Source organism: Mesorhizobium sp. BHscii, from assembly GCF_053848065.1.
In genome coordinates, this window is record NZ_JBSPKW010000021.1 from 13,718 (window position 1) to 40,100 (window position 26,383).

At 63.2% G+C, this 26,383-nt stretch carries 26 protein-coding genes; 12 read left to right on the plus strand and 14 right to left on the minus strand.

Features of this window, described 5'->3' with window-relative positions; genetic code table 11:
• The first annotated feature begins 88 nt into the window (after window positions 1–88).
• Complete coding sequence (gene ggt, locus ACWTU7_RS24455; protein WP_455840710.1) at window positions 89–1,675, plus strand: gamma-glutamyltransferase; 1,587 nt, start codon at window positions 89–91, stop codon at window positions 1,673–1,675.
• Here the strand turns inward: ggt and ACWTU7_RS24460 are convergent.
• From ACWTU7_RS24460 to ACWTU7_RS24480, 5 genes are all read right to left on the minus strand, one after another.
• On the minus strand, window positions 1,669–2,472 hold the full coding sequence (locus tag ACWTU7_RS24460) for an ABC transporter ATP-binding protein (protein WP_287151302.1): 804 nt from the start codon (window positions 2,470–2,472) through the stop codon (window positions 1,669–1,671). The genes ggt and ACWTU7_RS24460 overlap by 7 nt on opposite strands.
• Window positions 2,469–3,350: an ABC transporter ATP-binding protein gene (locus ACWTU7_RS24465; RefSeq protein ID WP_455840709.1), complete on the minus strand. Its 882-nt coding sequence runs from the start codon at window positions 3,348–3,350 to the stop codon at window positions 2,469–2,471. The genes ACWTU7_RS24460 and ACWTU7_RS24465 overlap by 4 nt, the downstream gene beginning before the upstream one ends.
• Window positions 3,347–4,177: an ABC transporter permease gene (locus ACWTU7_RS24470; RefSeq protein ID WP_029348320.1), complete on the minus strand. Its 831-nt coding sequence runs from the start codon at window positions 4,175–4,177 to the stop codon at window positions 3,347–3,349. The genes ACWTU7_RS24465 and ACWTU7_RS24470 overlap by 4 nt, the downstream gene beginning before the upstream one ends.
• Complete coding sequence (locus ACWTU7_RS24475; protein WP_287113182.1) at window positions 4,174–5,160, minus strand: ABC transporter permease; 987 nt, start codon at window positions 5,158–5,160, stop codon at window positions 4,174–4,176. The genes ACWTU7_RS24470 and ACWTU7_RS24475 overlap by 4 nt, the downstream gene beginning before the upstream one ends.
• Window positions 5,161–5,319: 159 nt before the next feature.
• A complete protein-coding gene (locus tag ACWTU7_RS24480; protein WP_455840708.1) occupies window positions 5,320–6,930 on the minus strand; it encodes an ABC transporter substrate-binding protein in 1,611 nt (536 codons plus the stop codon).
• Window positions 6,931–7,294: 364 nt separating this feature from the next.
• On the opposite strand from ACWTU7_RS24480, the gene ACWTU7_RS24485 reads away from it, so the two are divergent.
• Entirely contained in the window at window positions 7,295–8,482 is a 1,188-nt protein-coding gene (locus ACWTU7_RS24485) for a M24 family metallopeptidase (RefSeq protein ID WP_455840707.1), read from the plus strand.
• Window positions 8,483–8,678: 196 nt separating this feature from the next.
• Here ACWTU7_RS24485 and ACWTU7_RS24490 read toward each other — a convergent pair whose 3' ends face one another.
• Genes ACWTU7_RS24490 through ACWTU7_RS24500 form a run of 3 tightly spaced genes read right to left on the minus strand, consistent with a single transcriptional unit; the run spans window position 8,679 to window position 11,174 of the window.
• Complete coding sequence (locus ACWTU7_RS24490; protein WP_455840706.1) at window positions 8,679–9,098, minus strand: cupin domain-containing protein; 420 nt, start codon at window positions 9,096–9,098, stop codon at window positions 8,679–8,681.
• Between the two features lie 4 nt (window positions 9,099–9,102).
• Window positions 9,103–9,966, minus strand: a complete 864-nt coding sequence (locus ACWTU7_RS24495) for a phosphoenolpyruvate hydrolase family protein (RefSeq protein ID WP_287095716.1) — start codon at window positions 9,964–9,966, stop codon at window positions 9,103–9,105.
• 11 nt (window positions 9,967–9,977) lie between these two features.
• The gene (locus ACWTU7_RS24500; protein ID WP_455840705.1) at window positions 9,978–11,174 is read right to left on the minus strand and encodes a Tm-1-like ATP-binding domain-containing protein; all 1,197 of its coding nucleotides are present in this window, start codon (window positions 11,172–11,174) and stop codon (window positions 9,978–9,980) included.
• Between the two features lie 111 nt (window positions 11,175–11,285).
• Here ACWTU7_RS24500 and ACWTU7_RS24505 point away from each other — a divergent pair, with 111 nt between their 5' ends.
• The 7 genes from ACWTU7_RS24505 to ACWTU7_RS24535 all read left to right on the plus strand — a co-directional run bounded on the left by ACWTU7_RS24505 (window position 11,286) and on the right by ACWTU7_RS24535 (window position 17,981).
• On the plus strand, window positions 11,286–11,969 hold the full coding sequence (locus ACWTU7_RS24505) for a TetR/AcrR family transcriptional regulator (protein WP_065009766.1): 684 nt from the start codon (window positions 11,286–11,288) through the stop codon (window positions 11,967–11,969).
• Window positions 11,970–12,327: 358 nt separating this feature from the next.
• Window positions 12,328–13,644 (plus strand): ABC transporter substrate-binding protein, encoded by a 1,317-nt coding sequence (locus ACWTU7_RS24510; protein ID WP_128341179.1) that lies wholly within the window; start codon window positions 12,328–12,330, stop codon window positions 13,642–13,644.
• Window positions 13,645–13,717: 73 nt separating this feature from the next.
• Window positions 13,718–14,623, plus strand: a complete 906-nt coding sequence (locus ACWTU7_RS24515) for a carbohydrate ABC transporter permease (protein ID WP_455840704.1) — start codon at window positions 13,718–13,720, stop codon at window positions 14,621–14,623.
• Between the two features lies 1 nt (window position 14,624).
• A complete protein-coding gene (locus ACWTU7_RS24520) occupies window positions 14,625–15,584 on the plus strand; it encodes a carbohydrate ABC transporter permease (protein WP_029348306.1) in 960 nt (319 codons plus the stop codon).
• Window positions 15,581–15,790, plus strand: coding sequence for a hypothetical protein (locus tag ACWTU7_RS24525; RefSeq protein ID WP_065009763.1), 210 nt, complete (start codon window positions 15,581–15,583; stop codon window positions 15,788–15,790). The genes ACWTU7_RS24520 and ACWTU7_RS24525 overlap by 4 nt, the downstream gene beginning before the upstream one ends.
• On the plus strand, window positions 15,787–16,896 hold the full coding sequence (locus tag ACWTU7_RS24530) for an ABC transporter ATP-binding protein (protein WP_455840703.1): 1,110 nt from the start codon (window positions 15,787–15,789) through the stop codon (window positions 16,894–16,896). Before ACWTU7_RS24525 ends, ACWTU7_RS24530 begins: the two co-directional genes overlap by 4 nt.
• The gene (locus ACWTU7_RS24535) at window positions 16,896–17,981 is read left to right on the plus strand and encodes an ABC transporter ATP-binding protein (protein ID WP_455840702.1); all 1,086 of its coding nucleotides are present in this window, start codon (window positions 16,896–16,898) and stop codon (window positions 17,979–17,981) included. The genes ACWTU7_RS24530 and ACWTU7_RS24535 overlap by 1 nt, the downstream gene beginning before the upstream one ends.
• 52 nt (window positions 17,982–18,033) lie before the next feature.
• Here the strand turns inward: ACWTU7_RS24535 and ACWTU7_RS24540 are convergent, their stop codons facing one another.
• Entirely contained in the window at window positions 18,034–19,005 is a 972-nt protein-coding gene (locus ACWTU7_RS24540; protein ID WP_287337973.1) for an AraC family transcriptional regulator, read from the minus strand.
• Between the two features lie 91 nt (window positions 19,006–19,096).
• On the opposite strand from ACWTU7_RS24540, the gene ACWTU7_RS24545 reads away from it, so the two are divergent.
• The gene (locus ACWTU7_RS24545; RefSeq protein ID WP_455840701.1) at window positions 19,097–20,311 is read left to right on the plus strand and encodes an MFS transporter; all 1,215 of its coding nucleotides are present in this window, start codon (window positions 19,097–19,099) and stop codon (window positions 20,309–20,311) included.
• 7 nt (window positions 20,312–20,318) lie between these two features.
• On the opposite strand, the gene ACWTU7_RS24550 is transcribed toward ACWTU7_RS24545, so the two are convergent.
• On the minus strand, window positions 20,319–20,666 hold the full coding sequence (locus tag ACWTU7_RS24550; protein ID WP_455840700.1) for a GFA family protein: 348 nt from the start codon (window positions 20,664–20,666) through the stop codon (window positions 20,319–20,321).
• A 124-nt stretch (window positions 20,667–20,790) separates the two neighbouring features.
• On the opposite strand from ACWTU7_RS24550, the gene ACWTU7_RS24555 reads away from it, so the two are divergent.
• Window positions 20,791–22,095 (plus strand): amidase, encoded by a 1,305-nt coding sequence (locus ACWTU7_RS24555; RefSeq protein ID WP_455840699.1) that lies wholly within the window; start codon window positions 20,791–20,793, stop codon window positions 22,093–22,095.
• A gap of 100 nt (window positions 22,096–22,195) precedes the next feature.
• On the opposite strand, the gene ACWTU7_RS24560 is transcribed toward ACWTU7_RS24555, so the two are convergent.
• The 4 genes from ACWTU7_RS24560 to ACWTU7_RS24575 are packed head-to-tail and all read right to left on the minus strand — an operon-like array spanning window position 22,196 to window position 26,011.
• Window positions 22,196–23,176: a hydroxyacid dehydrogenase gene (locus ACWTU7_RS24560; protein ID WP_455840698.1), complete on the minus strand. Its 981-nt coding sequence runs from the start codon at window positions 23,174–23,176 to the stop codon at window positions 22,196–22,198.
• A 1-nt stretch (window position 23,177) separates the two neighbouring features.
• Entirely contained in the window at window positions 23,178–23,894 is a 717-nt protein-coding gene (locus ACWTU7_RS24565; RefSeq protein ID WP_128342496.1) for a FadR/GntR family transcriptional regulator, read from the minus strand.
• A gap of 2 nt (window positions 23,895–23,896) precedes the next feature.
• Window positions 23,897–25,066 carry a mandelate racemase/muconate lactonizing enzyme family protein gene (locus tag ACWTU7_RS24570; protein ID WP_455840697.1) on the minus strand — a complete coding sequence of 390 codons (1,170 nt, stop codon included), beginning with the start codon at window positions 25,064–25,066 and terminating at the stop codon, window positions 23,897–23,899.
• Between the two features lie 57 nt (window positions 25,067–25,123).
• Complete coding sequence (locus ACWTU7_RS24575) at window positions 25,124–26,011, minus strand: sugar phosphate isomerase/epimerase family protein (RefSeq protein WP_029348293.1); 888 nt, start codon at window positions 26,009–26,011, stop codon at window positions 25,124–25,126.
• Window positions 26,012–26,077: 66 nt separating this feature from the next.
• Here ACWTU7_RS24575 and ACWTU7_RS24580 point away from each other — a divergent pair, with 66 nt between their 5' ends.
• Window positions 26,078–26,281, plus strand: a complete 204-nt coding sequence (locus ACWTU7_RS24580) for a hypothetical protein (RefSeq protein ID WP_455840696.1) — start codon at window positions 26,078–26,080, stop codon at window positions 26,279–26,281.
• Window positions 26,282–26,383 lie beyond the last annotated feature (102 nt).

The window sequence follows — 26,383 nt, forward strand, 5'->3', positions numbered from 1 at the left end:
GATACTGTCGGTCGTGGTGCTCGGTGGCGCAGCCCTTTGGCTGCCGGTGCCAGTTCACATCTGGTTGGTCGGAGGCTATTGATCCTGCATGCGTGATTTTCAACTCCCCGGTCGGTCGCCGGTTCGTGCGACGGAAGCGATGGCCGCGACATCGCACCCTCTGGCGACACTGGCGGCGCTCGAGATGCTGCGGTCCGGCGGTAACGCGATGGATGCAGCCGTGTGCGCGGCGGCGGTTCAGGCGGTCGTCGAGCCGCAATCGACCGGTATCGGCGGCGACTGTTTTGTCCTCTATTGTCCCAACGGCCAAGGCGAGGTTCTGGCCTTCAACGGCTCCGGCCGCGCACCTGCGTCAGCGACGGCTGAATGGTATCTGGACAGGGGGCATGTCGAACTGCCTGAGTCCGGTCCGCACGCGGTCACCGTGCCGGGCGCCGTTGACGCTTGGTGCCGGCTGCTCGAGAAGCACGGCAGAAAGGGCATCGACGCCGCGCTCGCACCTGCCATACGCTACGCCGAACAGGGCTACGTCGTCCAAGACCGCGTCGCCTTCGACTGGGCTGAGAGTGCTGCCTTACTTGCCGCTGACGAACATGCCGCGCGGATATTTCTGCCGGATGGAAAGGCGCCGCAGGCAGGCGAGTTGCACCGGCAGCCGCAACTGGCCGACACCTTGCGCATCGTCTCGCGCCGTGGCCGCGCCGGCTTTTACGAAGGCGAGGTTGCGGACGACATGGTCTCGCGTCTGCGCGCGCTTGGCGGGCTGCATGCGCTCGAGGATTTTGCGGCCACGAAGGGTGAGTATGTCAGGCCCGTCGGTACGTCCTACCGAGGCTACGACATCCATCAGATGCCGCCGAACAACCAGGGCCTGACGGCACTGATCATGCTGAATGTGCTATCAGGCTTCTCGCTCGGCGCGCTGGAACCGAACGGCGCCGAGCGCTTTCACCTCGAGATCGAGGCTGGGCGGCTTGCCTATCAGGACCGCGACAATTTCATCGGCGACCAGAACCACGTCCATGTTCCGGTTGAGCAGTTGTTGTCCAGATCCCATGCGGACCGGCTCCGCGCCGAGATCGATCCGGCGCGTGCGATGACGCATCTGCCTCGGCTTGAGCTTCAGCAGAGCGATACCGTTTACATCTCCGTGGTCGACCGCGATCGTAATGCGGTCAGCTTCATCAACTCGACCTTTGGTTCGTTCGGCAGCGGGGTGGTCGGCCCGAGCACCGGCGTCGTCCTGCAGAACCGCGGCAGCAGCTTCCGCCTGGCGGCGGACCACCCAAACCGCATCGCACCGGGAAAACGCCCCATGCACACCATCATGCCGGGCATGGTGACAGCCAAGGGCCGGGCGATCATGCCGTTCGGCGTGATGGGCGGCGGCTACCAGCCGTTCGGCCATGTCCACCTGCTCACCAACATTATCGATTTCGGCATGGACCCGCAGGAGGCGCTTGATGCGCCGAGGGTGTTTTACCGCCAGGACGCAGTGGAGGCGGAGCGTGGCGTTCCGGCCGAGGCGATCGCCGGCCTGCGCGAGCGAGGCCACGACGTGTCCATCCCAACCGAGCCGCATGGCGGCGGCCAACTGGTGCTGATCGACTGGGACAAGGGCACGCTTACCGGCGCGTCCGATCCACGCAAGGATGGTTGCGCGCTGGGTTACTGACGATCGGCCGCGCCTTGCGTGCTGGTCCTGTTCAGTTTTGGCGCTGCCGTCACCAGCGCCTTGCCGATCGTCGATTGCGGGGCACCGATGACCGCACGGGCGTTGCCGCTCTCGGCGACCCGGCCGGCGTCGAGGATGACGACACGATGGGCGATGGCGCTGATAACGCCGAGATCATGCGAAATGAACAGATAGGCGATCCGTTCCTCGCGCTGCAGATCGAGCAGCAGTTGCAGGATCTGTCGGCGCACCGATACGTCGAGCGCGGACACCGCTTCGTCGAGCACGATCAGCGACGGCTTTGTCGCGATGGCGCGAGCAATCGCGATGCGCTGGCGCTGGCCGCCCGAGATCTCGTGGATGGCGCGGCCGGCGAGATCAGCGCTCAGGCCGACGCGATCGAGCAGAGCGGCGATGCGGCGCGGGCGTTCTGATCGAGTTGCGATGCCATGGATCCGCAGCGGATCGTCGAGCACGCGCGCGACGGTGGCGCGTGGGTTGAAGGCGGCGAGCGGGTCCTGAAATACCATTTGCAGACGAGCACGCCGGGCGCGCAAGGCAGCGCCGCTCAGGGACAGGAAATCGCCGCCTTCGAACTCGATGCGGCCGGCGTCCGATTCGATCAGCCGCAGCAGCAGCCGCGCGATGGTCGACTTGCCGCTGCCGGAAGGCCCGGCCAGTGCCAGCGTCTCGCCGGGCTCGATGTCGAAGGAAACATCATCGACGGCGGCGATTGTCTTGCCGCCGCGACGATATCGTTTGGTCAGGCCGGAAACAGCCAGCAATGGACGGCTCACCTCGATGCTCCTGCCGGCCGCAGCATTGGTTCGGCGTCGAGGCCGAGACGAGCGTCGAGCAGCGCTCTTGTGTAGGCGTGGCGCGGGCTAGCAATGATCTGCGCCGTCGCACCGAGCTCGACCAGCTCGCCGTGCCGGAACACGGCGATGCGCTCGGCCAGCTCGGTGGCCAGCGCGATGTCGTGGCTGACGAACAGCAGCGTCATCCCGTCCTCGGCCACCAATTGTCGGATCAGCGCGACGATCTCGGCCTGCACGATGGTGTCCAACGCGCTGGTCGCCTCATCGGCGATCAGCAGTTTCGGACCTGCCGCGATCGCGGCGGCGATCGCTACGCGCTGCTTCTGGCCGCCGGAAAGCTGGTGCGGATAGGCGCGCAAGGCGGCATCGGGATCGGACAGGCGGACGCGTTCGAGCAGGGTTTTTGCCCAAGCATAGGATTGCGGCCAAGTAAGGCGGAGATGCGTGTGCGCAACTTCCGCGATCTGCTCGCCGACCGACATCACCGGATCGAGGCTGGCCGAGGGGTCCTGGAAGACGAAGCCAATGTCGCGGCCGCCGAGGGGGGTGTGGGTGGACCGGGTAATGAATTCGGATGGCTGGCGTTCCTTCACACTCCCCTCAGAGGGGGGTGCCTTGGCACCAACAGATGGCGACGATGGCAAAAACCAGTCAAGGCAGCCGTCAATCCTGGAGGAAGCCGGCAGCAGCCCGGCGATGGCCAGCGCCAGCGTGCTCTTGCCCGAGCCGCTCTCGCCGATGATGGCGAGGCGCTCGCCGGCGGCGACATCGAGGCTGACATGTTTCAGCGCCGCCACCTCGGCGCCATCGCGGCGATAGCTCACCGTCAAATCGCGGATCGAAAGCAGTGCCGTCACGACAGGCTCCTCCTCACCGCTGTCGTTTCGACGACGCCTTCGCCGGCGAGATAGACGCCGAGCACGGTCAGCACGAGCGCTACGCCCGGAATGATCGACAGGAAGGGCGCGGCGCGCAGCACGGCGCGACCTTCGGCGATCATGCCGCCCCAGGTCATGCGGTTCGGGTCGCCGAGACCGAGGAAGGACAATGCCGCTTCAGTAAGGATCGCCGCGGCGACGATCACCGACGACAATGCCAGCACCGGCGGCAATGCGTTGGGCAGCACTTCGCGAAAGGCGATCTCCAGCGGATGCATGCCGATGACGCGGGCGCCGGCGACAAAATCGCGCTCGCGGATCGACAGCACTTCGGCTCGCGCTACGCGCGCCGGACCGGTCCATGCGCCGAGCGCTATCGCCGCGACGACGACGCCGAGCGATGGCCCGACGACGCTGACGAAAGCCAGCGCCAGCAGGAAGCTCGGCACGGTCTGGAAGGCGTCAGTGATGCGCATAAGGACTTCGTCGACGAGGCCGCCGGTAAAGCCGGCCAGCGTGCCGACTATCGCGCCGACGGCAATGGCTGCGGCTGCCGCCGCCAGCCCGACTGCCAGCGAGGTGCGGGCGCCGTGGAAAAGTTCGGCCAGCACGTCACGGCCGAGCCGGTCGGTGCCGAGCGGCAGCGACCAGTCCTGAAAGGGCGGCAGCAATGCCGGCCCGGCAATGGCCTGCGGATCGCCGGGGAAGAACAGCGACGCCGACAGCGCGATGGCAAACAGCGCCACCAGGATGATCGCGCCGGCGATCGCTTCCGGCGCCCGAAGAAAGCGGCGAAGCGGGTTCACGCGCTCGCCTCGTTGGCGCCGACGCGCGGATCGAGGAAGGCGTAGGCGATGTCGACGAGAAGGTTGATCACGACAACCAGAACGGCGCTGGTGAGAATGATGCCGAGCAACAGCGGCGTGTCTCGCGCCGCCACTGCTTCCTGCGCCAGCCGGCCAAGGCCGGGCACGGAAAAGACGCTTTCGATGACGACGCTGCCGCCGAGCATCTGCGCCGATTGCAGGCCGAGCATGGTGACCAGCGGCAACAGCGCGTTGCGGGCAACGTGGGCGAGCACGATGCGGCGGCGGGACAGCCCTTTAGCGCGAGCGGCGAGGACAAAATCCTGTCGCCAGACCTCGGCCATGCCGGCGCGCATCATGCGCAGGTAGAGCGCGAGATAGATGAAGCCGAGTGCGGACACCGGCAGGACGAGATGGCTGGCGATATCAACCGCGCGGTCGAGGCCGGTCTTGGCCGACGCGAGGCTCTCGATGCCGCCGATCGGGAACCAGCGCAGGTCGACGGCGAAGACGATGATCAGCACCAGCCCGAGCCAGAAGCCGGGAACGGCATAGAGCGCCAGCGAACCGATCGACAGGAAACGGTCGCGAAAGCTGCCGGGCCTGGCGCCGGCATAGATGCCGAGTGCCGAGCCGAGCCCGAAGGAGAGCGCGGTGGCGCTGCCCATCAAAAGCAGCGTGTTGGGCAGGCGTTCGAGGATGACGTCGCGGATCGGCCGCGAAAAGCTCACCGATTGGCCGAGGTCGAGATGCAGCAGCGCCCAGAGATAGTTGGCCAGCCGCGTCAGCGCCGACTGGTCAAGGCCCCAACGATGGCGCAGCAGTTCGATCATGCCGGCATCGCCGCCGGTCGAGGCGATATAGGCGTCGACCGCGTCGCCGGGGGCGGCTTCCAGCAAAAGGAAAGTGCCGATGACGACAATCAGCAGTACGAAGACGCTGCCGACGAGGCGACGGCGAAGGAGGGTGAGGCTGCGGGTCATGCGGCAATCGCGCTGGGGAGGGACCCCAGCCAGTGGCGTCGCGTTCTACGGCGCCCCCCTCGTGGGGGAGATGTCCGGCAGGACAGAGGGGGGCGCGAAGGAACTCTCATCGCCGAAGCTGAGCACCCGATTACGCGATGTGCAAGCCTGGAGAAAACGCTAGCCCGCCAAATAGGTGTCCGCCCAGTTCGACACCGCCCAGCGCGGGTTGTTGGCGACATTCCCCACCGTCTCTCTGATAACGCTGATGAAGCTCCATTCGGCGACGTTGATCAGCGGCAGGTCGGCTGCGACCTTTTTCTGAAACTCCTTGTAAAGTTCCGTCCGCGCGGCGGGGTCGAGTGTCTCGGATGCCTTGGCGATCAGGGCGTCGAGTTCGTCGTTCTTGTAGCCGCCCTGGTTGGAGAACGGCACCCCGTCGGGAATGCCGCTCTGCACGAGGATGGTGGTCGAGATCGCAGGGTCGCCGCGGAACACCGGCGGCCCGACCGCGAGGTCGAAAGCGTGGTCGGTGTAGACAGCCTTGATATGCGCGGCCGAGTCGTTGTTGACCAGCTGCGCGTCAATGCCGATGGCGGCGAGCGCCTGGCGCAAATAGTCGCCGAACTGCTTGGTCTCGTTGAAATAGGGTGCCGGCAGTAGCTTCAGTGAAAAGCGCTTGCCGTCGTCGCCTTTGCTGTAACCGGCTTCGTCGAGCAGGGCGTTGGCCTTGGCCACATCGAAGTCATAGGTCGGCACATCGGCCGTATAGAATTGCGGATCGTTCTTCGGCACCAGGCCGGTGGCTGTGGCGGCGTAGCCGAGGAACACTGTCTTGATGACGAAATCCTTGTCGATGGCGTGGGCGATCGCCTGGCGCACCTTCAGGTCGGCCAGTTCATTGCGGCGATGGTTGATCTCGACGACAAGCTGATAAGTCAGCCCCTCATAACCCTTGGTAATCACCTTGAGACCAGGCACCTTGGAGATGCGGTCGAGATCGGCCAGCGGCACCGCGGAAAAGGCGGCGAGCTGGATCTCCTCCGCCTCGAGCGCGCTTGCGGCCGAGGTGCGGTCGGGCAGCACCTGATAGATGATCTCGTCAAGGTAAGGCTGGTCCTTGCCCCAATAATCGGCATTCTTCTCCAGCCGGTAATATTCGCCTGACTTGTGTTCGGCGAATTTGAACGGGCCGGTACCGACGGGCGCGTTGTTGGCCGGGTTCTCTTCGATCTTTCCGGTCTCGTAGATGTGCTTGGGCACCACGCTGCTCAGCGCCGGCAAGGCATTGCGGATCAGCTGGAACGGTGTCGGCTTGGCGAATTTGAACACAGCCGTCAGTTCGTCCGGCGTGTCGACCGCCTCCAGATCCTTGAACACGGTGCGGCCGAGATTCTGCAGCGGCTTCCAGATCTGCAGCGCCGAGAACGCGACGTCGGCGGAGGTGAAGGGTTTGCCGTCATGCCATTTGACGCCCTCGCGCAATTTGAACGTTACCGACAGGCCATCGGCGGCGCCCTCCCAACCTATCGCCAGGCGCGGGTCGAGCCCGTCCTTGCCCTCGAAGGACGCCTCGGCCAGCGTTTCCACGATCTTGCTCGAAATGAAGAACACGCCGTTGGAAGCCACGATCGCCGGGTTGAGGTTGCGCGGCTCCGAATCGGCGGCGACGACCAGCCGTCCGCCTTTCTTCGGCGTCTGTGCCAGACCGATGGTCGGCAGCGCCGTCGAGGTCAGAAGCAATGCCGAACCGGTAAGCACGGTGCGTCTGGAAATCGTGAAATCTGACATGATTGAACTCCGTCCCTCTCAGCCACCCGGCCGGGTGGGCCATCACCCTCGGACGCCAGACGGCCTCCTTGCAAGGGTGATTATGAGCCTTGCCGAGGGTTTCGCCAGAGACGGATTTGGCGCATCCTCATGTGGCTTTGAAAATTTCCTCCGCTGGACCAGTTACAAGAAGCGGTTCCATCCGACCATTTCTGGTACGACCAAATTAGGCTGGACACCGCAGTGTACGACGACGGAGGGTGCCGGAACGGCCGTTCCACCTGTTTCTGGCTGGACCAGGCTGGACAAAATAGTGCAGATTTGACCGACAGCCAGAGCATCAGAACCAAAACAGCCTCGGCCAGGGAAATTCAGGGAGAGAGAGATGAACGTCGCCCCGGGCAAGAATGCCGTCAGCACCATCCCGTTCGATCATGCCAGGCTCGATCGGCTGATGGAGGAGGCCGGCATCGATGTGCTGCTCGCTACCTCCAAGCACAACACGCAATATCTGCTTGGCGGCTACAAGTTCATCTTCTTCGCCGCCATGGATGCGATCGGCCACAGCCGCTATCTGCCGATCGTTGTCTATGAGAAGGGCGGGCCGGGCCACGCCGCCTATATCGGCAACCGCATGGAGGGCGGCGAGCACCAGAACAAGCCGTTCTGGACGCCGACCTTGCATGCCGCCTGCTGGGGCACGCTCGACGCCGCCAACCTTGCCGTCGAACACCTGACGAAAATCGGCAAGGGCGATGCCCGCATCGGCATCGAGCCGGCTTTCCTGCCGTCGGATGCCTACACGCTGATCCGCAAGGCATTGCCCGACGCCAAGCTGATCGACGCGACTGATATCCTGGAGCTGATGCGTGCCATCAAGACGGAAGCCGAGTTGGAGAAGTTGCGCATCGCCTCCGAACTGATCACCGATTCCATGCTGGCGACCATTGCGTGGGCACGCGAAGGCACGACCAAGACTGAGATCATCGAGCAATTGCGGCGCGAGGAGACCAATCGCGGAGCGCATTTCGAATATTGCCTGCTGACGCTGGGTTCCAGCCACAACCGCGCCGGCTCGCCACAGGCATGGAAGAAGGGCGAGGTGATGTCGATTGACTCAGGCGGCAATTATCACGGCTATATCGGCGACCTCTGCCGCATGGGCATTCTGGGCGAGCCGGATGCCGAACTCGAGGACCTTTTAGCCGAGGTCGAGACGGTGCAGCAGGCGGCCTTTTCCAAGGTATGCGCCGGCACACTGGGCGGTGATATGATTTCCTATGCGGAGGGCGTGCTGAAGAAATCCAAGGTTGCGCCCTATACCGATTTCTTCGCCCACGGCATGGGGTTGATCACGCATGAAGCGCCATTCCTGATGACCAACCATCCGGTGACATATGAAGGCACCTATGCCGAAAAGCCGCTGGAGAAAAACATGGTGCTCTCGGTCGAGACCACGATGCTCCACCCGGCGCGCGGCTTCATCAAGCTGGAAGACACCGTGGCGGTCACCGAGACTGGCTACGTCATGTTCGGCGATCGGGGCAGGGGTTGGAACAGAGGTGGAGTTTGACAGCCTTGCAATGAAAGGCGCTGCCCCCTCACCCGGATTGCCAACCGAATTGCAAAGGGCCATTCGGGACAATCCGACCTCTCCCCGAGGGGAGAGGAGGTCGCCAACACTGGCGCCTGTCTCTTCTCCCCAGCGGGGAGAAGGTGGCCGCGAAGCGGCCGGATGAGGGGGCCTCAACACTGAGGCGGCGGCAAGATCACTTCCCGCCCGGCGGCAGCAGCCTGAAATCGGGTAACTCCCGCAGCGCCAGTTCCGGTCCGGCGGGCGAATAGACGACGAAGAGCTGCATCGGCCCATCGCCGGTATTTAGCGTCGAATGGAAGCGGCTTTCCGGCACATAGATGGTGCAGCCGGGGCCGACCTTCGCAATGACCGGATTGCCCTTGTCGTCCTCAACCATCTGCTCGCCATTGCCTGATATGACGAAGATGATTTCCTCGGCGCCCGGGTGGTTGTGGCGCGTGTGGCCCTTGCCGGACGGCAGGTCGACGACGCCGCCGGAAAAGCGCGTCGCGCCGTTCACCTCGGGCGCCACCGTCAACGACAGTCTGCCCCAGTCGAAGCCGAAGGCGCTGACCTCCTTCGGATAGACAAACACCTTTTTCTTGTCGGTCATCGTCTCATCCCATCTTTTTCTTTGCAACGATTGTGCCGCCAAGCGTGACGGCCTTGAAATCCGCAGTCTGCCTGGCGATCGCCGCTTCCGCCGGCAGCCGCTCCATCGAGCTTGCCCCGTAAAAGCCGTGCAGGCCCTTGCAGCGTTCGAGTATGTACCGGGCGTCGTCCGGCATCGAGATCGGCCCGCCATGGCAAAGCAGGATGACGTCCTTGCGCACGACACGCGCCGCTTCAGCGATGGCGTCGATCTCCGTCACGCAGTCGTCGAGCGACTTGGCCGACGTCGCGCCGATCGAGCCGCCGGTGGTCACCCCCATATGGGCGACGATGATGTCGGCGCCGGCCTTGGTCATGGCGCGGGCCTCATCGGGATTGAAGACATAGGGCGTGGTCAGCAGGTCGAGTTCGTGTGCCGCGGCGATCATGTCGACCTCGAGCCCGAAGCCCATACCGGTTTCTTCGAAACTCTGCCGCATCTGGCCGTCGAACAGGCCGATGGTCGGAAAGTTCTGCACGCCGGAAAAACCCATCGTCTTCAGCTCGGCCAGCAGCAGCGGCATGATGACGAAGGGATCGGTGCCGTTGACGCCGGCCAGCACCGGCGTCTTCTTCACCACCGGCAGCACCTCATAAGCCATTTCCTTGACGATCTCGTTGGCGTTGCCATAGGCGAGCAGGCCGGCGGCGGAGCCGCGCCCGGCCATGCGGTAGCGGCCGGAATTGTAGATGATGATCAGGTCGATGCCGCCGGCCTCCTCGGCCTTGGCGGACAGACCGGTGCCGGCGCCGCCGCCGACGATCGGCACGCCGCCGGCAATCATCTTGCGGAATTTTTCCAGGATCTTCTTGCGCGGTATGGCGGCCATGGCTTCGTCTCTCACTGTCTGGCGATGTCGAGAAAAGCCGCAACCGCAGCCTTGGCGAATTCGGGATCGTTGATGTGCATCGGGAGGCGCGTCACGCTTCGCGTGTCACCAGGCTTGATCGTGCGCTCGATGGCCTCGAAGAGTGCTGCATCGGCCTCGGGGTCGAAGAAAGCGCTGCCTTCGATGTCGAGCGCCGAGACGCCTTTTTCGGGAATGAGGAACCGGACTGGGCCATCGCAGAGGCTCAGTTTGGTGCCGATCCATTCGCCGATCTTGCGGCTTTCGTCAGGTGTCGTGCGCATAAGCGTCACGTTAGGATTGTGCTCGTAAAACAGCCGCCCGCTATAGCGTCCCGGAATGGTCGGCGGCGCCCAGAAATTCACCATGTCGAGCGCGCCGACCGAACCGACATAGGGCAGCCTGGTGCGGGCGATCGCGCCGAAGCGGTCTTCGGTCGCCGGCAGCACGCCGCCGAACAGGAGGTCGCAGACTTCTGTCGTCGTGATGTCGATGACGCCGGACAGCAAGCCGCTGTCGGCAAGCTTCTCCATGGTGCGGCCGCCGGTGCCGGTGGCGTGGAAGACCATGCAGTCATAGGCCGATCGGAGCTGTTCGGCGATGGAAGTCACGCACGGCGTGGTCACGCCGAACATGGTGAGGCCGATCGACGGTCTGCCGTCGGGCGGCTCCGCCGGCATTGCCGCCATGCCTGATATCGCCTGGGCGGCGTTGTGCAGCACGACACGAGACAGCCGGTTCAGGCCGGCCATGTCGGTCACCGACGGCATCATCACGATGTCGGAGACATCGACATAAGGTGCGGTGTCGCCCGAGGCGAGCGTCGAAACCATGATCTTGGGCAGGCCGAGCGGCAGCGCGCGCATGCCTGATGTGATGATCGAAGTGCCGCCACCACCGCCAATGCCGATCACACCTGCTATATCGGTGCGCGATTGAACAAACCGGGTGAAAGCGATGGCCATTGCCGCCACTGCGGTGCCGCGGTCGTCGATGCTCAGTACGGCACTGCTGCCGCCGGGATGGTGGCCGGCGACCTCTTCGGCCGAGACATCGACCGGCACGGTTGGGTTGCGCGTTCCAACATCGATGCGGGCGACAGCAGCACCGGTAGCAGCGACCGCATCGGCCAGAAAGGCGAGTTCCTCACCCTTGGTGTCGGCGGTGCCCACCACATAGACGCGCTTCATTGCGTTCCCCGGTTCTAGGCGCGCTCGGCGTTGCCGCCTGCCGCTCTTTGCCCGGCCGTTCGGCATCGCGAAGGCCATTGCAATTTTTTGAGACGCGCGTATCATATTGACATGAATGTCTCACGTCAACAAGCGGCGGTTTCCGACGATGCCGGTTCTGGAGCCGCACGCGGACCGCGCGCGCGCACAAGACGGCTGATGCTGGAGACGGCGACAAGGCTGATGCAGGCGGGCGCCACGCCTTCGGTCAGCGAGGTCGCCGAAGCAGCAGAAGTCTCCCGCGCCACCGCCTATCGATATTTTCCAAGCCAGGCGGCCCTGGTGCAGGCGGTGGTCGACGAAGGACTCGGGCCGATCCTCACCTGGAAATCAGCCTCGGCCGATCCCGAGCGCCGCGTCGTTGAACTGTTCGACACGGCCATGCCGCGCATCGAAGCCTTCGAGGCGACCTTCAAGGCGGCGCTGAAACTGTCGCTCGACCAGTGGGCGCGGCGGCAGGCAGGCACGCTGGGCGGCGAGCCGGCCTTCACGCGCGGCCATCGCGTCGATCTGCTCAAGGACGCGATCGCACCGCTCAAGCACCGGCTGCCGCCACGCGAATTCAAGCGCCTGGCGCAGGCCCTGTCGTTGATCTTCGGCGTCGAAGTGCTCATCATACTGAAGGACATATGGGGGCTGGACAGCCGCAAGATGATGTCGGTAGCGCAATGGGCAGCCGGCGCCCTGGTGCGCGCTGCAGTGATGGAATCGGTAACCGAAGGAGGCAGAAGCGCGCCGGCGACAGCCACGGAATAGTATCGATCTGGTTCGACCAGTTTGGGATGCTGATTACCGACAATAGTCGACGTGCCGTAACGCGAGCAAGGCGCTTGCGTATCAAGGAGTAGGAAAATTTAAGAAAAACAGACAGATGTTGCTGGAGTCCGCTTGTCTGAGGGGCTGCCATCGTCCAAGAAAGAGCTTGACGTGTGGCCGAAATTGGTAATACCAGATCAGGACAATATGGCGGATTAAAAGTGAGGGCTGCGATCCATTCCGGCCGAGCGAGGAGGCTCGAAACCGGAACGCTGCCACCACACGGGAGAACTACCAGGGTCGGCCTCACCGCCGGCTCGCATGATACGGTAGAATGCGCACAAGGGAGGAAATCATTATGCGCAAGACAATGACCAGCATGCTTGCTGGTATCGGCTTAGTGCTCGCCTGCGGAACGTCCGTCTACGCGCAGGACAAGGAACTCACCATATTCTGGGCTGAATGGGATCCGGCAAACTATTTGCAGGAACTCGTCAACCTTTACGAGGCCGAGAGCGGCGTGAAGGTCACGGTCGAAACCACGCCTTGGTCCGACTTCCAGACCAAGGCATTCACCGAGTTCAACGCCAAGGGCAGCGCCTACGACATGGTCGTCGGCGATTCCCAGTGGATCGGCGCCGCCTCCGAGGCGGGCCACTATGTCGACCTCACCGACTTCTTCAACAAGCACAACCTGAAGGAAGTGATGGCGCCGGCGACGGTGAAATACTACGCCGAATATCCGTCCAACTCCGGCAAATACTGGTCGATCCCGGCCGAGGGCGACGCGGTCGGCTGGTCCTATCGCAAGGACTGGTTCGAAGACCCGAAGGAGATGGAAGCCTTTAAAGCCAAGTACGGCTACGATCTCGGCGTGCCGAAGGACTGGAAGCAGCTGCGCGACATCGCCGAATTCTTCCACCGTCCCGACGAAAAGCGCTACGGTGTCGCCATCTACACCGACAACTCCTACGACGCTCTGGTGATGGGCGTCGAGAACGCCATCTTCTCCTTCGGCGGCGAACTTGGCGACTACGCCACTTACAAGGTCGACGGCATCATCAACTCTGAGCAGAACGTCAAGGCGCTCGAGGCCTACAAGGAGCTCTATTCCTTCACCCCTCCTGGCTGGGCCAAGGCGTTCTTCATCGAGGACAACCAGGCGATCACCGAGAACCTGGCGGCGATGAGCATGAACTACTTCGCCTTCTTCCCGGCGCTCATCAACGAAGCCTCGAACCCGAATGCCAAGGCCACCGGCTTCTTCGCCAACCCGCCAGGACCGAACGGCGACCAGTTCGCCGCGCTCGGCGGCCAGGGCATCTCCGTCATCTCCTATTCCCAGAATCAGGAAGAGGCGATGAAGTTCCTGGAATGGTTCATCAAAGACGAGACGCAGAAGAAATGGGCGGAGCTCGGCGGCTACACCGCGAGCGCCAAGGTGCTCGAGTCGCCTGAATTCCAGAACGCCACACCTTACAACAAGGCCTTCTACGAAACCATGTTCAAGGTGAAGGACTTCTGGGCGACGCCGGAATATGCCGAGCTGCTCATCCAGATGAACCAACGCGTCTATCCGTACATCACCGGCAATCAGGGCACGGCCAAGGAAGTGCTCGATTCGCTTGCTGCGGACTGGAACGCGACGTTCAAGAAATACAACCGCGTGAAGTAAACGGCACTAACGCTCGGAGGGGGCGGAGCCCGTCCCTTCCGTTTTCTTTTCCGGACAAGGAAGGAACGGGGCCTTGGCCACTGCAGTCATGACCACGCTGGATCCCAACTCGCGCTCCGCCGCCCGCGGCATGAGCGACCTCACGATCCGCAATCTCTTCATCATTCCGACGATCGTTTTCCTGATCGTCTTCAACATCTTTCCACTGATCTATTCGCTCGGCTATTCCTTCACCGACTTTCGCGCGTCGAGCCCCGCGGCGGCCAATTTCGTCGGACTGCAGAATTACCGCGAGCTGCTCAACGACCCGTTCATCTGGTCGAATTTCGCCATTACCGCCAAATATGTAATCGTCTCCGTAGTCGGCCAGGTCATCGTCGGCTTCGGCGTGGCGCTGCTGCTCAACCGCGATATCCCGTTGAAGGGCCTGCTGACGACGCTGCTGCTGTTGCCAATGATGCTGTCGATGGCCGTCGTCGGCCTGTTCTGGAAACTGCTCTACGATCCGTCCTTCGGCATCATCAACTCTACGCTCGGCCTGGGCTCCTTCGAGTGGCTGTCCAACCCCGACATGGCGCTCTACGCGGTTGCCATCACCGACATCTGGATGTGGTCGCCATTCGTCATGCTGCTGTCGCTCGCCGGCCTGTCGGCAGTGCCGAAGCACCTCTACGAAGCAGCCGCGATCGACCGCGCCGGTTCGTTCTATACGTTCTTTCGCATTACTCTGCCTTTGGTCGCGCCGATCCTGATGATCGCGATCATCTTTCGCACCATGGAGGCGTTCAAGACCTTCGATCTCGCCTACATCTTGACCAGCCAGCCGACCACCGAGGTGATCTCGATCCGGCTCTACAAGATGGCGTTCCAGGAATGGCAGACCGGGCGCTCCTGCGCGCTCGCCTACATCGTGCTGATCATGATCCTGGCCATCACCAACATCTACGTCAAATACCTGAACAAGGTGAAGGAGCGCTAGAATGGCCGCCGTCACCACCTCTACCGAGCGTTCGTTCAACAAGCTCGCCATCGTCGGTGTGCTGATCGTCACGATTATCTTCCTGGCGCCGATCTACTGGATAGCGTCGACGGCGTTCAAGCCGCGCAACCTCGCCACCACCATCCCGCCGACGGTGGTGTTCCAGCCGGAGATATCGCCTTTCGTAAAACTCTTCACCAAGCGGTCGCAGTTGCGCACTGCGCCGACGCCGGAACAATACGCCGCCGCCCCGTGGTGGGAGCGCCTGGTGTTTGACGGCGGCGAGAAGGTGGTGCGCTCGGGCAGGGGCGAGGTGCAGTGGTCCGGCTATCCGAGCCGCTTCATGAATTCGCTGATCGTTGCCATCACCTCGACGATCCTCGCCGTCGGCATGGGCACTTTCACGGCTTACGGGTTCTCGCGCTTCAAGATAAAGGGGGAACAGGACCTGCTTTTCTTCATCCTGTCGACGCGCATGCTGCCGCCGGTCGTCGTCGCCATCCCGATGTTCCTGATGTACCGGGCGGTCGGCCTCAACGACACGCATTGGGGCCTGATCATCCTCTACACCGCCTTCAACCTCAGCTTCTCTGTATGGCTGATGAAGGGGTTCATGGACGAAATTCCGAAGGAGTACGAGGAGGCGGCCCTCGTCGACGGCTATACGCGCATGGAGGCCTTCTTCAAGATCGTGCTGCCGGAGGCGGCCACCGGCATCGCCGCCACCGCCGTGTTCTGCTTCATCACGGCGTGGAACGAATACGCCTTCGCGCTGATCATGACCAACCGCCGCGCCCAGACGGCGCCGCCGTTCATTCCAAGCCAGGTCGGTTCCGGCCTGCCCGACTGGACGGTCATCGCGGCCGGCACCTTCCTGTTCCTGCTGCCCGTCGCCATATTCACCTTCCTGTTGCGCAACCACCTCCTGCGCGGCATGTCCTTCGGAGCGATCCGCAAATGATCCGCCATGCTACAATCCAGCGCACGGCCGAGATCGTGATGGTGTGCGGCATCATCGCGCTCTGCCAGCCGTGGAACCTCTTCCTGCACCGCTACGGGCTGACAATCATCATTGTCGGGCTGCTGACGTTCATGATCACCGGCTGGGTCGGTCCAAGGCAGAAGCCGCAGGCGACCGGCGCGCCGGAAAAAGAAGGTCACCCATGACCCAGATCGAGCTTCGTGGCGTCCAGAAATTCTTTGGCGCCGTTCAGGTCATCAAGGACCTCAATCTCAAGATCGACGACAACGAGTTCATCGTGCTGCTCGGCCAATCGGGCTGCGGCAAGACGACGACGCTTCGCGCCATCGCCGGACTGGAGACGATCGACGGCGGCGATGTCCTCATCGACGGCAAGCCGGTCCAGCATCTCAAGGCTGCCGACCGCGACATTGCCATGGTCTTCCAATCGTTCTCGCTCTATCCGCATATGAGCGTCTACGAGAACATCGCTTTTCCGTTGCGCGCAATGCGCAAGAGCAAGGCCGAGATCGACGGCGAGGTGCGCTCGGTCGCCAAAGTGCTGCAGATCACCGACCTGCTCGGCAGGAAGCCGTCGGCGCTGTCGGGTGGCGACATGCAGCGCGTGGCGATCGGCCGGGCGCTGGTGCGGCGGCCGAAGGCGATGCTGATGGACGAGCCGATCGGCGCGCTCGACGCCAAGCTGCGCGAGGAGATGCGTGCGGAGATCAAGCGGCTGCACATCAAGCAGGGCTCGACCACCATCTACGTCACCCACGACCAGATCGAAGCGATGAGCCTTGCCGACCGCATCGTCATCATGCATGAGGGCGTTCTGCAACAGGTAGGCAGCCCATCGGAAGTGTATGCGCACCCGGCCAATTTGTTTGTCGCGCAATTCGTTGGCTCGCCTGTGATGAACGTCGCCAACGCGGCGGTGACGATGAACGGCTCCGGCGCCAGGGTCACCGTCGACGGTGCCGCGGAAGGGTTCGTTTTCCCGGCCGAACTGGTCGGCCAGCTCGACGCCGCGAGCGTCGAGCAGGATCGCCTTGCACTCGGCATCCGCCCCGAAGGAGTGATGGTCTCGCGCGAGCCGGCGGACGGTTATCTGCCGGTCGAGGCGCACATCATCGAACCGCTTGGCTCTTACGATATCGTCGACCTCAAGGTCGGGGCACAGATGTTGCGCGCCCGCACCCGTTCCGGTTTCGTCGGCAAGCCGGGGGTCCAGGTCTTCGCCAAGCTCGACCCGGCGCAGGCGCACTTCTTCGACACGACAAGCGGCAATTCGCTGGGGGTGAGACTCTGATGGCCCATATCCAGCTCAAGAACATCTCGAAGACATTCGGCAATCACACCGCATTGACCGGGCTCAATCTCGACATTGCCGACGGCGAGTTCTTCGTGCTGCTCGGCGAGACCGGCGCCGGCAAGACGACGACGCTGCGCATGATCGCGGGCCTGGAAGAGCCGGACGAGGGGCAGATATTCATCGACGGCGCTGATGTCGCCGACTGGGGTGCGGCCGAGCGCGACGTGGCGCTGGTTCTGCAGCAATACTCGCTTTATCCGCGCTACACGGTGCGCGAAAACCTCGAATTTCCGCTGAAGCCAAAAATCCGCCGCATCGAGCCCGACGAGATCAAGACGCGCGTCGACCGCGTTGCCAAGACCTTGCGCATCGAGCATCTGCTCGACCGCAAGACGGATCGCCTTTCTGGCGGCGAGATGCAGCGCGTCTCGATTGGTCGCGCCATCGTCAGGAAGCCCCGCGTATTCCTGATGGATGAGCCGCTGTCGGCCCTTGATGCCAAGCTGCGCGAGGCGCTGCGCACCGAGCTGAAGAACATCCAAATGAACCTTGGTCAGACCTTCCTGTTCGTCACGCACGATCAGATCGAGGCGATGTCGATGGGCGACAAGATTGGCGTGCTCAATCATGGCCGCATCGTCCAGACCGGCACGCCGTATGAGATCTACAACAATCCGCGCGACACCTATGTGGCGAGCTTCGTCGGCTCGCCGCCGATGAACCTCATCGACGGCAAGCTCGTCGACGGCCGCGCGGTGATGGCACCGTTGAATTTCGAGCTGCCTTTTACGGGGGGTGCCAAGACGAGCGGTGCGACCGACGGTCGCCCGCTCGTCTTCGGTATTCGTCCCGAGGATGTCTATCTCGAGAGCGGGGCGCCGGTGGAAGCGCGCGTCCACGATGTCGAGAACCATGGCGTCGAAAAGATCCTGACCCTGCGGGTCGGCGACGCCATGCTGCGGGCCACGGTGCCGGCCAGAACCGATGTCGAGATCGAGCAGCCGGTGCGCTTTGCCTGGGATCCGGACAAGGTGGTGCTGTTCGACAAGGGAAGCGGGATTAGTCTCCGCCACGCGGGCTAAGCGCACCCGTTGGGCGGGAGGATGCTAAGCGGCTTGAAGCCTCTGTCCAGGTTTAGCCGGCTTGGCGGGTCTCAGCCTGTTCCTCGGCCCGAAAATGGCTGGGAGCCGATCCGATGACGCGCTTGAACGCCCGACTGAACGAGGCGTCGGATTCATAACCGAGGCGAGCGGCGACGACGGAAATCTTCAGCCGGTCGCGGACCAGCCATTGCCGTGCCTGGTGCATTCTCACCTGGGTGACATATCTCGCCGGGGTTTCGCCGACGATCGTCGCGAAGCGTTCCGCGAAACCCGATCGCGAGGCGCCCATCATCCTGGCGAGCGTTTCCACCGTCCAATCGCGGTCCGGTTCGAGATGGATCGCCGCCAGCACGCGACCGATCTCGCGGTCTCTCACGGCCGCGATCCATCCGGACGAGTCGCCGCAGCCGCGCTCGACCCATGACCGGATGACGGTGGCGGCCATCACATCGGCAAGCCGTGCCAGAATGCCGCCGGAGCCGACGCGCTCCATCGTCACCTCGCGCGCCATGGCCTCCAGCAGATGCGGAATGGCCGGTTCATAGGCTTCCAGTTCGTGCGCACGCATGACATCCGGCATCATGCCCAGCAAAGGGTGCAAACCATCGAGATTGAAATACATGCTGCCGAAAAACAGCAGGGTCCCCGGCCGGCAGCCTTCGTTCGACAGGCAGTAAACGCCCTTGCAGACCTCTCCGACCTCGTAACCCTGGATCGGCGAAGCCTCGGTGCCCGGTTCGCTGGCCAGGACATGTGCTGCACCGCGCGGCAACAGCACCGCGTCGCCTGCATTGAGTTCCACCCATTCGCCGGACGGCTGCAGCAACCAGCATCCTCTGCGGCCGATGAAATGAAATCGCGCCGCCGGCTGAGCCGGGAACTGGATGCCCCAGGGCTCCTTCATTTCGCACCGGCCATACTCGACGCCATCAAGACGCAACCCGCGCAATATGTCCGTCAGCGGATCGCCAGTGACCGGAACTTTGGACGAATGGTCAAGCATGATGGTGTTTCTAGCATGGAAACTCCAGACGGTCACTCCCTATGTTGCACTGCAGCCAAATGTTGCGCTGCAACCAGTCGGAGATCCCATCATGACCGAACCCGCGACAGGCGTCATGGACGCCGTTTTCGATCCCGCCGAAAGCGACGAGCGAGCCGAGCCGGCGTGGGGGGCGGTCGTATCCCTCGCGCTCGGTGTGTTTGGGCTCGTAACCGCAGAATTCCTGCCTGCCAGCCTGCTGACGCCGCTGGCGCAGGACCTCGGTGTGACGGAGGGCACTGCCGGCCAAGCGGTGACAGCGACGGCCGTTGTCGGCGCGATCGCCGCCCCGACTATGGCTATCATCACCAAACGGCTCGATCGCAGACTGGTCATGTGGGCGCTGACGGTCCTCCTGATCCTGTCGAACCTCCTGGCGGCGTTTGCGTCCTCGCTTCCCGTTCTTCTGATCGCCCGCATCATGCTCGGGATCAGCCTCGGCGGCTTCTGGTCGATGTCGGCGGCGATGGCGATGCGGCTTGTTCCGATGCGGCTGATGCCGCGCGCCATGTCGATCATTCTCACCGGCGTTTCGGTGGCGACGGTCTGTGCCGCCCCGGTCGGCGCCTATGTCGGCGACGTCTGGGGATGGCGAACGGCCTTCATGATCGCGGCTGTTGTCGGGGCCCTGGCGCTGCTGATGCAGGTCGCCACCCTTCCGAAGCTGCCGCCGGCGGGCATTGCCAGTTTTCGCACCTTGCTGGAGGTGATGAAGCGGTCGACGATCAGGGCAGCACTTCTGGTAGTCGTGCTGGTGGCCTCGGGACACTTTGCCGGCTTCACCTATGTCCGGCCATTTCTCGAGAAGGTTCCGGCACTGGATATCGAGACGATCTCGCTGGTGCTGCTCGCCTACGGCATTGGTGGGTTCTTCGGCAATTTCGCCGGCGGCTTCATGGCCGAGCGCAATCTCAAGGCAGCCGTCGGCCTGGCGCCTCTGCTGATTGCATTGTCAGCGCTCCTGCTGCTCGTTCTCGGTGTCTCACCCGTGGTGGCGGCAATGGCGGTTGCCGCCTGGGGCTTTGCCTTCGGTGCGGTGCCGGTCGGGCTGCAAACCTGGCTGGTAAGAGCCGCTCCCGACCAGGCCGAAAGCGCCGGCGGGCTGATGGTCGCCACGTTCCAGGTGGCCATTGCGCTCGGCGCCGTTTTCGGCGGCCTGCTGGTCGACAATGCCGGCGTCGCCAGTGCGTTCGCCTATTGCGGGATCGCGACGCTGCTGGCGGCCCTGGCGGCGTTCCGGCTTGGCCCAAAGGCAGCCGACAGTTGAGGGTCCGTCAAACCGCGCGGCCGTCGAAGTCGAAAATCGGCACAGCGTCCAGATCGAGATCGTCTATGCAGTGGATGTTGACGTAGGCGCTTCGTTCGCTCCCTTCGCTGACATCCTCGGCGAAGGGATGGATGCCGCAGGTCCGGCAGAACCGATGGGCGATGACATGGTTGCCGAAGGTGTACCTGCCAAGATCGTCGCCCCAAGCAAGCACCCGCAATGCCCCGTGCGGCACGGCCCATAGCAGCGCGCCTTTGCGCGAGCAGATCGAGCAATTGCATCGCACGGCTCCGGTTAGATCGCCCTCGACCTCGAAGGCGATCTTGCCGCAGTGGCAGTTGCCTTTGTAGAGCATCAGGTCGCCTCCTTCTTCGGTTCGACAGGGGTGCAAAAGTGCTTATGCCGGGTTATGTCTCTGCAGGCCACGCACCAGCTGTCGCCTGTAAGACGTTGCAGGCGTCCGGAGTCCGACACCGAAAATGCAATCCGTCCGCGACCGCCTCGAAGTCGTCCTTTCGCGTCTCGCCGTCCGCGCGGACAATGAAAGCGTATTCGTAAAGCTCTATCCGGAAGCCGCACGGACAGCAGCCGATGCCGCCGATGGTCGGCGCAGAACCGGCGTGACGCTCGGGCCGCTCGACGGAACAATTCTGTCGATCAAAGACCTGTTCGATGTCGCCGGCGAGCCGACCACGGCCGGATCATTGTTGCTCAGCACCGCGGCTCCGGCGATGCGGGATGCCGTCATCGTGCAACGATTGCGGCAGGCGGGCGCTGTCATCTTCGGCAAGACCAATATGACCGAATTCGCCTTCACCGCAATCGGCATCAACCCGCATTACGGCACGCCCGGCAATGCGACCGACGCCAGCCGGATTGCGGGTGGCTCATCCTCCGGCGCCGGTGTTTCCGTTGCCGAAGGCACGAGCGAGATCTCGATCGGTTCTGACACCGGCGGTTCGGTGCGCATTCCGGCATCGCTGAACGGTGTCGTCGGGTTCAAGCCGACGGCACGCCGGGTGCCGCGTGATGGCGTTCTCCCGCTGTCGGCCACGCTGGACTCTATTGGCCCGCTTGCCCGCACCGTCGCCGAATGTGCCGCAGCCGACGCGGTGATGGCGGGCGAGGAGACTGTGGCTCTGGTTCCGCTTCCGTTTGCCGGACTGCGCATCGGCATTCCGCGCGGCGCGCTCTTCGAGGATACGGAAAAAGAGGTCTCGGCGGCGTTCGAGCGATGTGTTCGCAAGGTAGAGCTTGCGGGTGCATACCTCGCCGATCTGTCCATCGATGACCTGCTTGCCGATTTGCGAGGGGTAACCAAGCGAGCCTCGATCGCGGCAATGGAGGGCGCCGCGGTCCATGCAGATTGGCTGGCGACAGGTGCGACGACGCCGGTCGATCCGCGGGTGGGCGAGCCGTTGTCGCGCGCCGCCGCCGTTCCGGCCACGGCCTATATAAGGGTAATCCGCCGCCGCACGGCGCTTGTCGCCGCCATGGACGAGCGGCTGGCGTCCGTCGATGTGCTGGCCCTGCCGACCACACCGGTCACCGCGCCGACCATCGTGTCTATGACCAGCGACGAAGCTCTATGTGAGCGCACCGAAGACCTTCTGTTGCGCAACACGCAGGTCGCCAACCAGTTCGACCTCTGCGCGATCTCGCTGCCGATGCCGGGAATGGCGCGCCCGGCCGGGCTGATGCTGGTGGCGCGCCACGGCCACGACCACCGTCTCCTGCGCATCGCGGCGGAAGTCGAGGCACTGCTTATAGCGCGTCGCGTCTGAACGGGTTCATGCGACGCGCTTTAGGTTCTTGTTTCTATGCATGTCGTTATCGCAAAACCGCTGCGCACTTTTGCGCGACATGCATTAGCCGTTGAGGTGCTCAGATATCGGCCGGAAACCGCCGCCGGTAGTGCTCGACCACTTCGGGATTGCGCAGATTGACCGGCAATTTGTTGGCCAGCACCAGCAAGGCTTCATCAGCCGAACCGACGCCCATGCGCATCATCGATTGCTCGGTGATGCCGGCCATGTGCGGCGTGACGATGACATTGTCGAAGCCGAAATAGGGATGATCTGAAGGCAGCGGCTGCGTCACAAAAACATCGAGCGCGGCACCGCCGATACCGCCCTTTTGCAGCGCTTCGATCAGCGCGTCGTCGTCGATCACCGGCCCGCGCGAAATATTGATCAGCAGCGCATGCGGCTTCATTCGACCGATGCGCTCGCGGTTGATCAGGCCGCGCGTCTCCGGTGTCAGCGGGCAGCACAGAACGATGATATCGCTCTGCTCGATCAGTGCGTCGATCGACAGGAAGCCAACCCTGTCGGGCGCCGGCCTCATGCTGCGCGTCGTCGCTACCACGTTCAGGTCGAAACCATGTGCTGCGATATGGCCGACTGCCTGTCCGATGGCGCCGAAGCCGACAATGCCGATCGTCTTGCCGGCGAGCTCGCTGGCGAGAATGGTGTGGTCGCGGCCGGCCAGCCAGCCCTTCGCCCGCAAGTCGCGGTCCACCATGCGGAAACGCCGAAGCAGCGCCAGGGTCGCGAACATCACGTATTCGGCGACCGACCGTGCATTGACCGCCGGCACGTTTGCCACCAGCACGCCGGCTGCAGTGGCCGCTTCCATCGGAACCATGTCGAGCCCGGCGCCATGGCGGATTGCAGCCCGGAGCTTCGTAGCACCTTTGAACAGCGCTGATGGCAGCGGGGCGCGAACGATGATGATATCGGCGTCCCTCGCCTCAGTCGCCAGCGTGTCCGCATCGAGGGCGGAAGCGACAACGAGTTCGCCGGCACCAGTCAACATGGCGGAGGCGCGCGGGTGCAGCGTGTGCGTCGACAGGATTTTGGGCATATCAGACCTGTTCGAGTGCTGGGCTGTAAGGTTCTGCCCCGCCGCCTTCGATCAGGCCTTTCCAGTAACTTTCCGCGCCTTGCAGATGGGCACTCATCAGCGCCTGGGCGAGATTGCCGTCGCGGCGCAGCAGCGCCTCGTAGATCTGGATGTGCTCGGCATGCGAGCGCACGCTGCGTTCGGGATCGTTGAAATAGATCGGCAGGCGTTGCTCGCCCATCATGTAATAGACGCTGCATATGTTGTGAAAAACGCTGTTCTTGGTTGCCCGCACGATTTCAAGGTGAAATTCGCGGTCCTCCTTGGCGAGGCCCTCGCCTGCCGCAATGCGCTCCTCCGACGCCTTCAGGATTTCGCGCAGCCGCTCGAAATTTTCCTCGGTAGCGCGCGAACAGGCAAGCTCGGCGGCCTTGATCTCGTGGATCTTGCGCAACTCGACCGTCTCGTAGATCTGGATCGGATCAAGCGGCAGGCCGGCCCTGGCAAAAAGCGCCATCGCCTCGACGCTGGCCTGCTTGGTGTCGATGTAGATGCCGGACTTGGCCCGGCGCTCGACGATGCGCATGGCTTCGAGGATGGCCAGCGCCTCGCGGATCTGGCCGCGGCTGACGACGAAATGCTCCGCCAGTTCACGCTCCGACGGCGTTCGGCCCGTGGCCTTGTCGGAGTGGGAGAACAGATAGGCAGCGAGTTCCGCGAGAAGGTTCTTTTCTTTCATGATCAGCCGCGTAGCGCGTGCGCCTCCAGGAACCGTTCCGAAAGGGTGAATCCCAGTCCGGGCTTCTCGGGGATCGCCATCATACCGTCCTTTGCTTCGACAGTCTCCTCGATCAGATCGTGGATCATCGGGTTGGCGCCGAGCGAATACTCGATGGTAAAGCTAGCCGGCGAAGCAGCGCAGACATGCAGCCCGGCAAAGAAGCAAGGCGCGCCAGCCCACAGATGCGGCGCAAAGCGCAGATTGAAGGCGCTGGCGATGGTGCCGATCTTTATCGCCTCGCTGATGCCGCCGCAAAAAGCCGGGTCAGGCTGGAAGATATCGGCCGCCTTGAGCGTGGCGAGGTCGCGGAAAGCATAGCGCGTCGCTTCGCTTTCGCCGGTGGCGATCGGGATGGAGCCGGACGCCCGCACTTCGGCCATGCCGGGCTTGTCGTCGGCGATGACCGGCTCCTCGAACCAGGCCAGATCGAGATCGCCGGCGAGATGGATGAAGCGCTTGGCTTCCGCCACCGTATAGGTGCCATGCGCATCGACCATCAGGTCAACCTCGGGGCCGAGCGCCTGTCTTGCGGCGCGCACGCGGGCGGCGGAAAGATGCGGAGCGCCGTCCATCGCACCGATCCGCATCTTCAGCGCCTTGAAACCGCCCTTGGCGATATAGGATTTTAACTGGTCGCCGATCGCCTCGGTGGGAGCCCAGCCGCCGGAAGCATAGGCGGGCATGCGGTCGAGCTTGCGGCCGCCGAGCAGCCGCCAGACTGGAACCCCCTGCGACTTGCCCAGAATATCCCACAACGCGATGTCGACGGCGCTGATCGCAGCGACGCTGATGCCGCGCCGCGCCAGTTGCGGCATGGCGTGGCCGTTTTGCGCGGCACTGTCGTGGCGCACGCCATTGTAGAGCATCTCCCAGATCACCCCGATGTCGGCCGGATCGCAGCCGATCAGCTGCGGGCCGACCTCGTGGTTCAGCATGTGGACGAGGGCGCCATAGCTGCCGGTGCTGCCGGCAGCATTCTTGCCTTCGCCCCAGCCGACCAGCCCGTCGTCGGTCTCGATGCGCAGGATGGCGGCATCAAACGTCGTCACTTGACCGAAGTCGCTGCGGTGCTGCTTCGCGGCTTCGATCGGTATGCGGACCCACCAGGCTTCGACCGTCTTGATGCGCATGTTCATCCCCGGCCTTGCCGCCGGTCAGGGCGGAAGGCTCATTCTCAAACGGACCGACTACTTGATCAACGGCAGCAACGTTTCAGCGTTGATGCGCATCTGATCGGTGTAGAACTTTTCCGTCAGCACGCTGGAACCATGGTCCTGAATGAATTTGAGCTGCTCCGGCGAGATGTCGACCGGATTGCGCTCGACCATGTCGGGATAGGGAGCGGCCGGCGTGCGGTCGACGGGGGCGACGAACTCGTTGGTCAGCGCGCCATCGTAACCGACCTCCTTCAGCGTACCGACGATCTTCGGCCAGTCGATCTGTCCGAGACCGGCGGCGAAGCGGTTGTTGTCGGCGACATGAAAGTCGAACAGGCGCTTGCCGACCTGCCGGATGGCATCATAGACGTTAAATTCTTCCATGTGGATGTGGTAGGCGTCGAGGCAGACGCCGCATTCGGGGCTGACTGCATCGGCCAGCGCCAGCGCCTGGGCGCCACGGTTGAACAGATAGGTCTCGAAACGGTTGAGCGGCTCGACCGCGATCTTGACACCGACCTTCTTGGCATGGGTGAAGCATTCCCTGGTGGCGTCGACCACCCATTTCCATTCTTCTTCTTCGGTGCCGTCCGGCACCACCTTGCCGACGGTGGCGGGAACCAGGGTGATGATCTCGCCGTCGAGCTCGCTCACCATCGTCAGCACATCCTTGACGTACTGTACGGAGCGCTCGCGCTGGCCCTGGTCCTTGGCGGCGAGATTGCGCTCGCCCAGCATCAGCGTCACCGCCCCCCAGCAGCGGATGCCGTGCTCCTTCAGGAGCGCGCGCGTCTCATCGGTCTTGTATTGCTCGGGCTCGCCGGAAATTTCGATCGACTCATAGCCGAATTTCTTGATGCGTTTGAGCGTCGTCTCCAATGGTTCCGCCCGCATCCAGTTGTGCGTCGAAAGATGCATGGTCTGTCCTTCCCAGAATTCGCCTGTAACAGTTCGCCTGCGACGCACTCCGCCAGAGTGCGTTGCATGATTCCTCCCCAAGGCGCTCCAGCATTTGTCGTAAACTGGTTCGACCAATTGGGCGTGAAAAGAGGTCTACAGCAATTTCATCTGGACGGCAAGAAATCCTACAAGGCAGCCCCGGCCCCTGAGTATTTCATTGATAAAACTGGCGTATTAGGCCGCTGCCCGGCAATTTTCGCAACGCTGGCTGCAAGTGGCACCGCTTGACCAAATGACCATATTTGGTAATACCAGAATGGCGGTGCGTACTAGCGCCTGTCGAGAAAAGACCAAAGAGGCTGGCCCTGCTTTCAATCGGCGCTATGCTTG

Bases quoted from the DNA above. Each gene is read 5' to 3' on its own strand.
- ggt (WP_455840710.1), top strand. From the start codon at position 89: ATGCGTGATTTTCAACTCCCCGGTCGGTCGCCGGTTCGTGCGACGGAA.
- ACWTU7_RS24475 (WP_287113182.1), bottom strand. From the start codon at position 5,160: ATGACCCGCAGCCTCACCCTCCTTCGCCGTCGCCTCGTCGGCAGCGTC.
- ACWTU7_RS24480 (WP_455840708.1), bottom strand. From the start codon at position 6,930: ATGTCAGATTTCACGATTTCCAGACGCACCGTGCTTACCGGTTCGGCA.
- ACWTU7_RS24485 (WP_455840707.1), top strand. From the start codon at position 7,295: ATGAACGTCGCCCCGGGCAAGAATGCCGTCAGCACCATCCCGTTCGAT.
- ACWTU7_RS24490 (WP_455840706.1), bottom strand. From the start codon at position 9,098: ATGACCGACAAGAAAAAGGTGTTTGTCTATCCGAAGGAGGTCAGCGCC.
- ACWTU7_RS24495 (WP_287095716.1), bottom strand. From the start codon at position 9,966: ATGGCCGCCATACCGCGCAAGAAGATCCTGGAAAAATTCCGCAAGATG.
- ACWTU7_RS24500 (WP_455840705.1), bottom strand. From the start codon at position 11,174: ATGAAGCGCGTCTATGTGGTGGGCACCGCCGACACCAAGGGTGAGGAA.
- ACWTU7_RS24505 (WP_065009766.1), top strand. From the start codon at position 11,286: ATGAATGTCTCACGTCAACAAGCGGCGGTTTCCGACGATGCCGGTTCT.
- ACWTU7_RS24510 (WP_128341179.1), top strand. From the start codon at position 12,328: ATGCGCAAGACAATGACCAGCATGCTTGCTGGTATCGGCTTAGTGCTC.
- ACWTU7_RS24520 (WP_029348306.1), top strand. From the start codon at position 14,625: ATGGCCGCCGTCACCACCTCTACCGAGCGTTCGTTCAACAAGCTCGCC.
- ACWTU7_RS24525 (WP_065009763.1), top strand. From the start codon at position 15,581: ATGATCCGCCATGCTACAATCCAGCGCACGGCCGAGATCGTGATGGTG.
- ACWTU7_RS24530 (WP_455840703.1), top strand. From the start codon at position 15,787: ATGACCCAGATCGAGCTTCGTGGCGTCCAGAAATTCTTTGGCGCCGTT.
- ACWTU7_RS24535 (WP_455840702.1), top strand. From the start codon at position 16,896: ATGGCCCATATCCAGCTCAAGAACATCTCGAAGACATTCGGCAATCAC.
- ACWTU7_RS24540 (WP_287337973.1), bottom strand. From the start codon at position 19,005: ATGCTTGACCATTCGTCCAAAGTTCCGGTCACTGGCGATCCGCTGACG.
- ACWTU7_RS24545 (WP_455840701.1), top strand. From the start codon at position 19,097: ATGACCGAACCCGCGACAGGCGTCATGGACGCCGTTTTCGATCCCGCC.
- ACWTU7_RS24550 (WP_455840700.1), bottom strand. From the start codon at position 20,666: ATGCTCTACAAAGGCAACTGCCACTGCGGCAAGATCGCCTTCGAGGTC.
- ACWTU7_RS24555 (WP_455840699.1), top strand. From the start codon at position 20,791: ATGCAATCCGTCCGCGACCGCCTCGAAGTCGTCCTTTCGCGTCTCGCC.
- ACWTU7_RS24560 (WP_455840698.1), bottom strand. From the start codon at position 23,176: ATGCCCAAAATCCTGTCGACGCACACGCTGCACCCGCGCGCCTCCGCC.
- ACWTU7_RS24565 (WP_128342496.1), bottom strand. From the start codon at position 23,894: ATGAAAGAAAAGAACCTTCTCGCGGAACTCGCTGCCTATCTGTTCTCC.
- ACWTU7_RS24570 (WP_455840697.1), bottom strand. From the start codon at position 25,066: ATGCGCATCAAGACGGTCGAAGCCTGGTGGGTCCGCATACCGATCGAA.
- ACWTU7_RS24575 (WP_029348293.1), bottom strand. From the start codon at position 26,011: ATGCATCTTTCGACGCACAACTGGATGCGGGCGGAACCATTGGAGACG.
- ACWTU7_RS24580 (WP_455840696.1), top strand. From the start codon at position 26,078: ATGATTCCTCCCCAAGGCGCTCCAGCATTTGTCGTAAACTGGTTCGAC.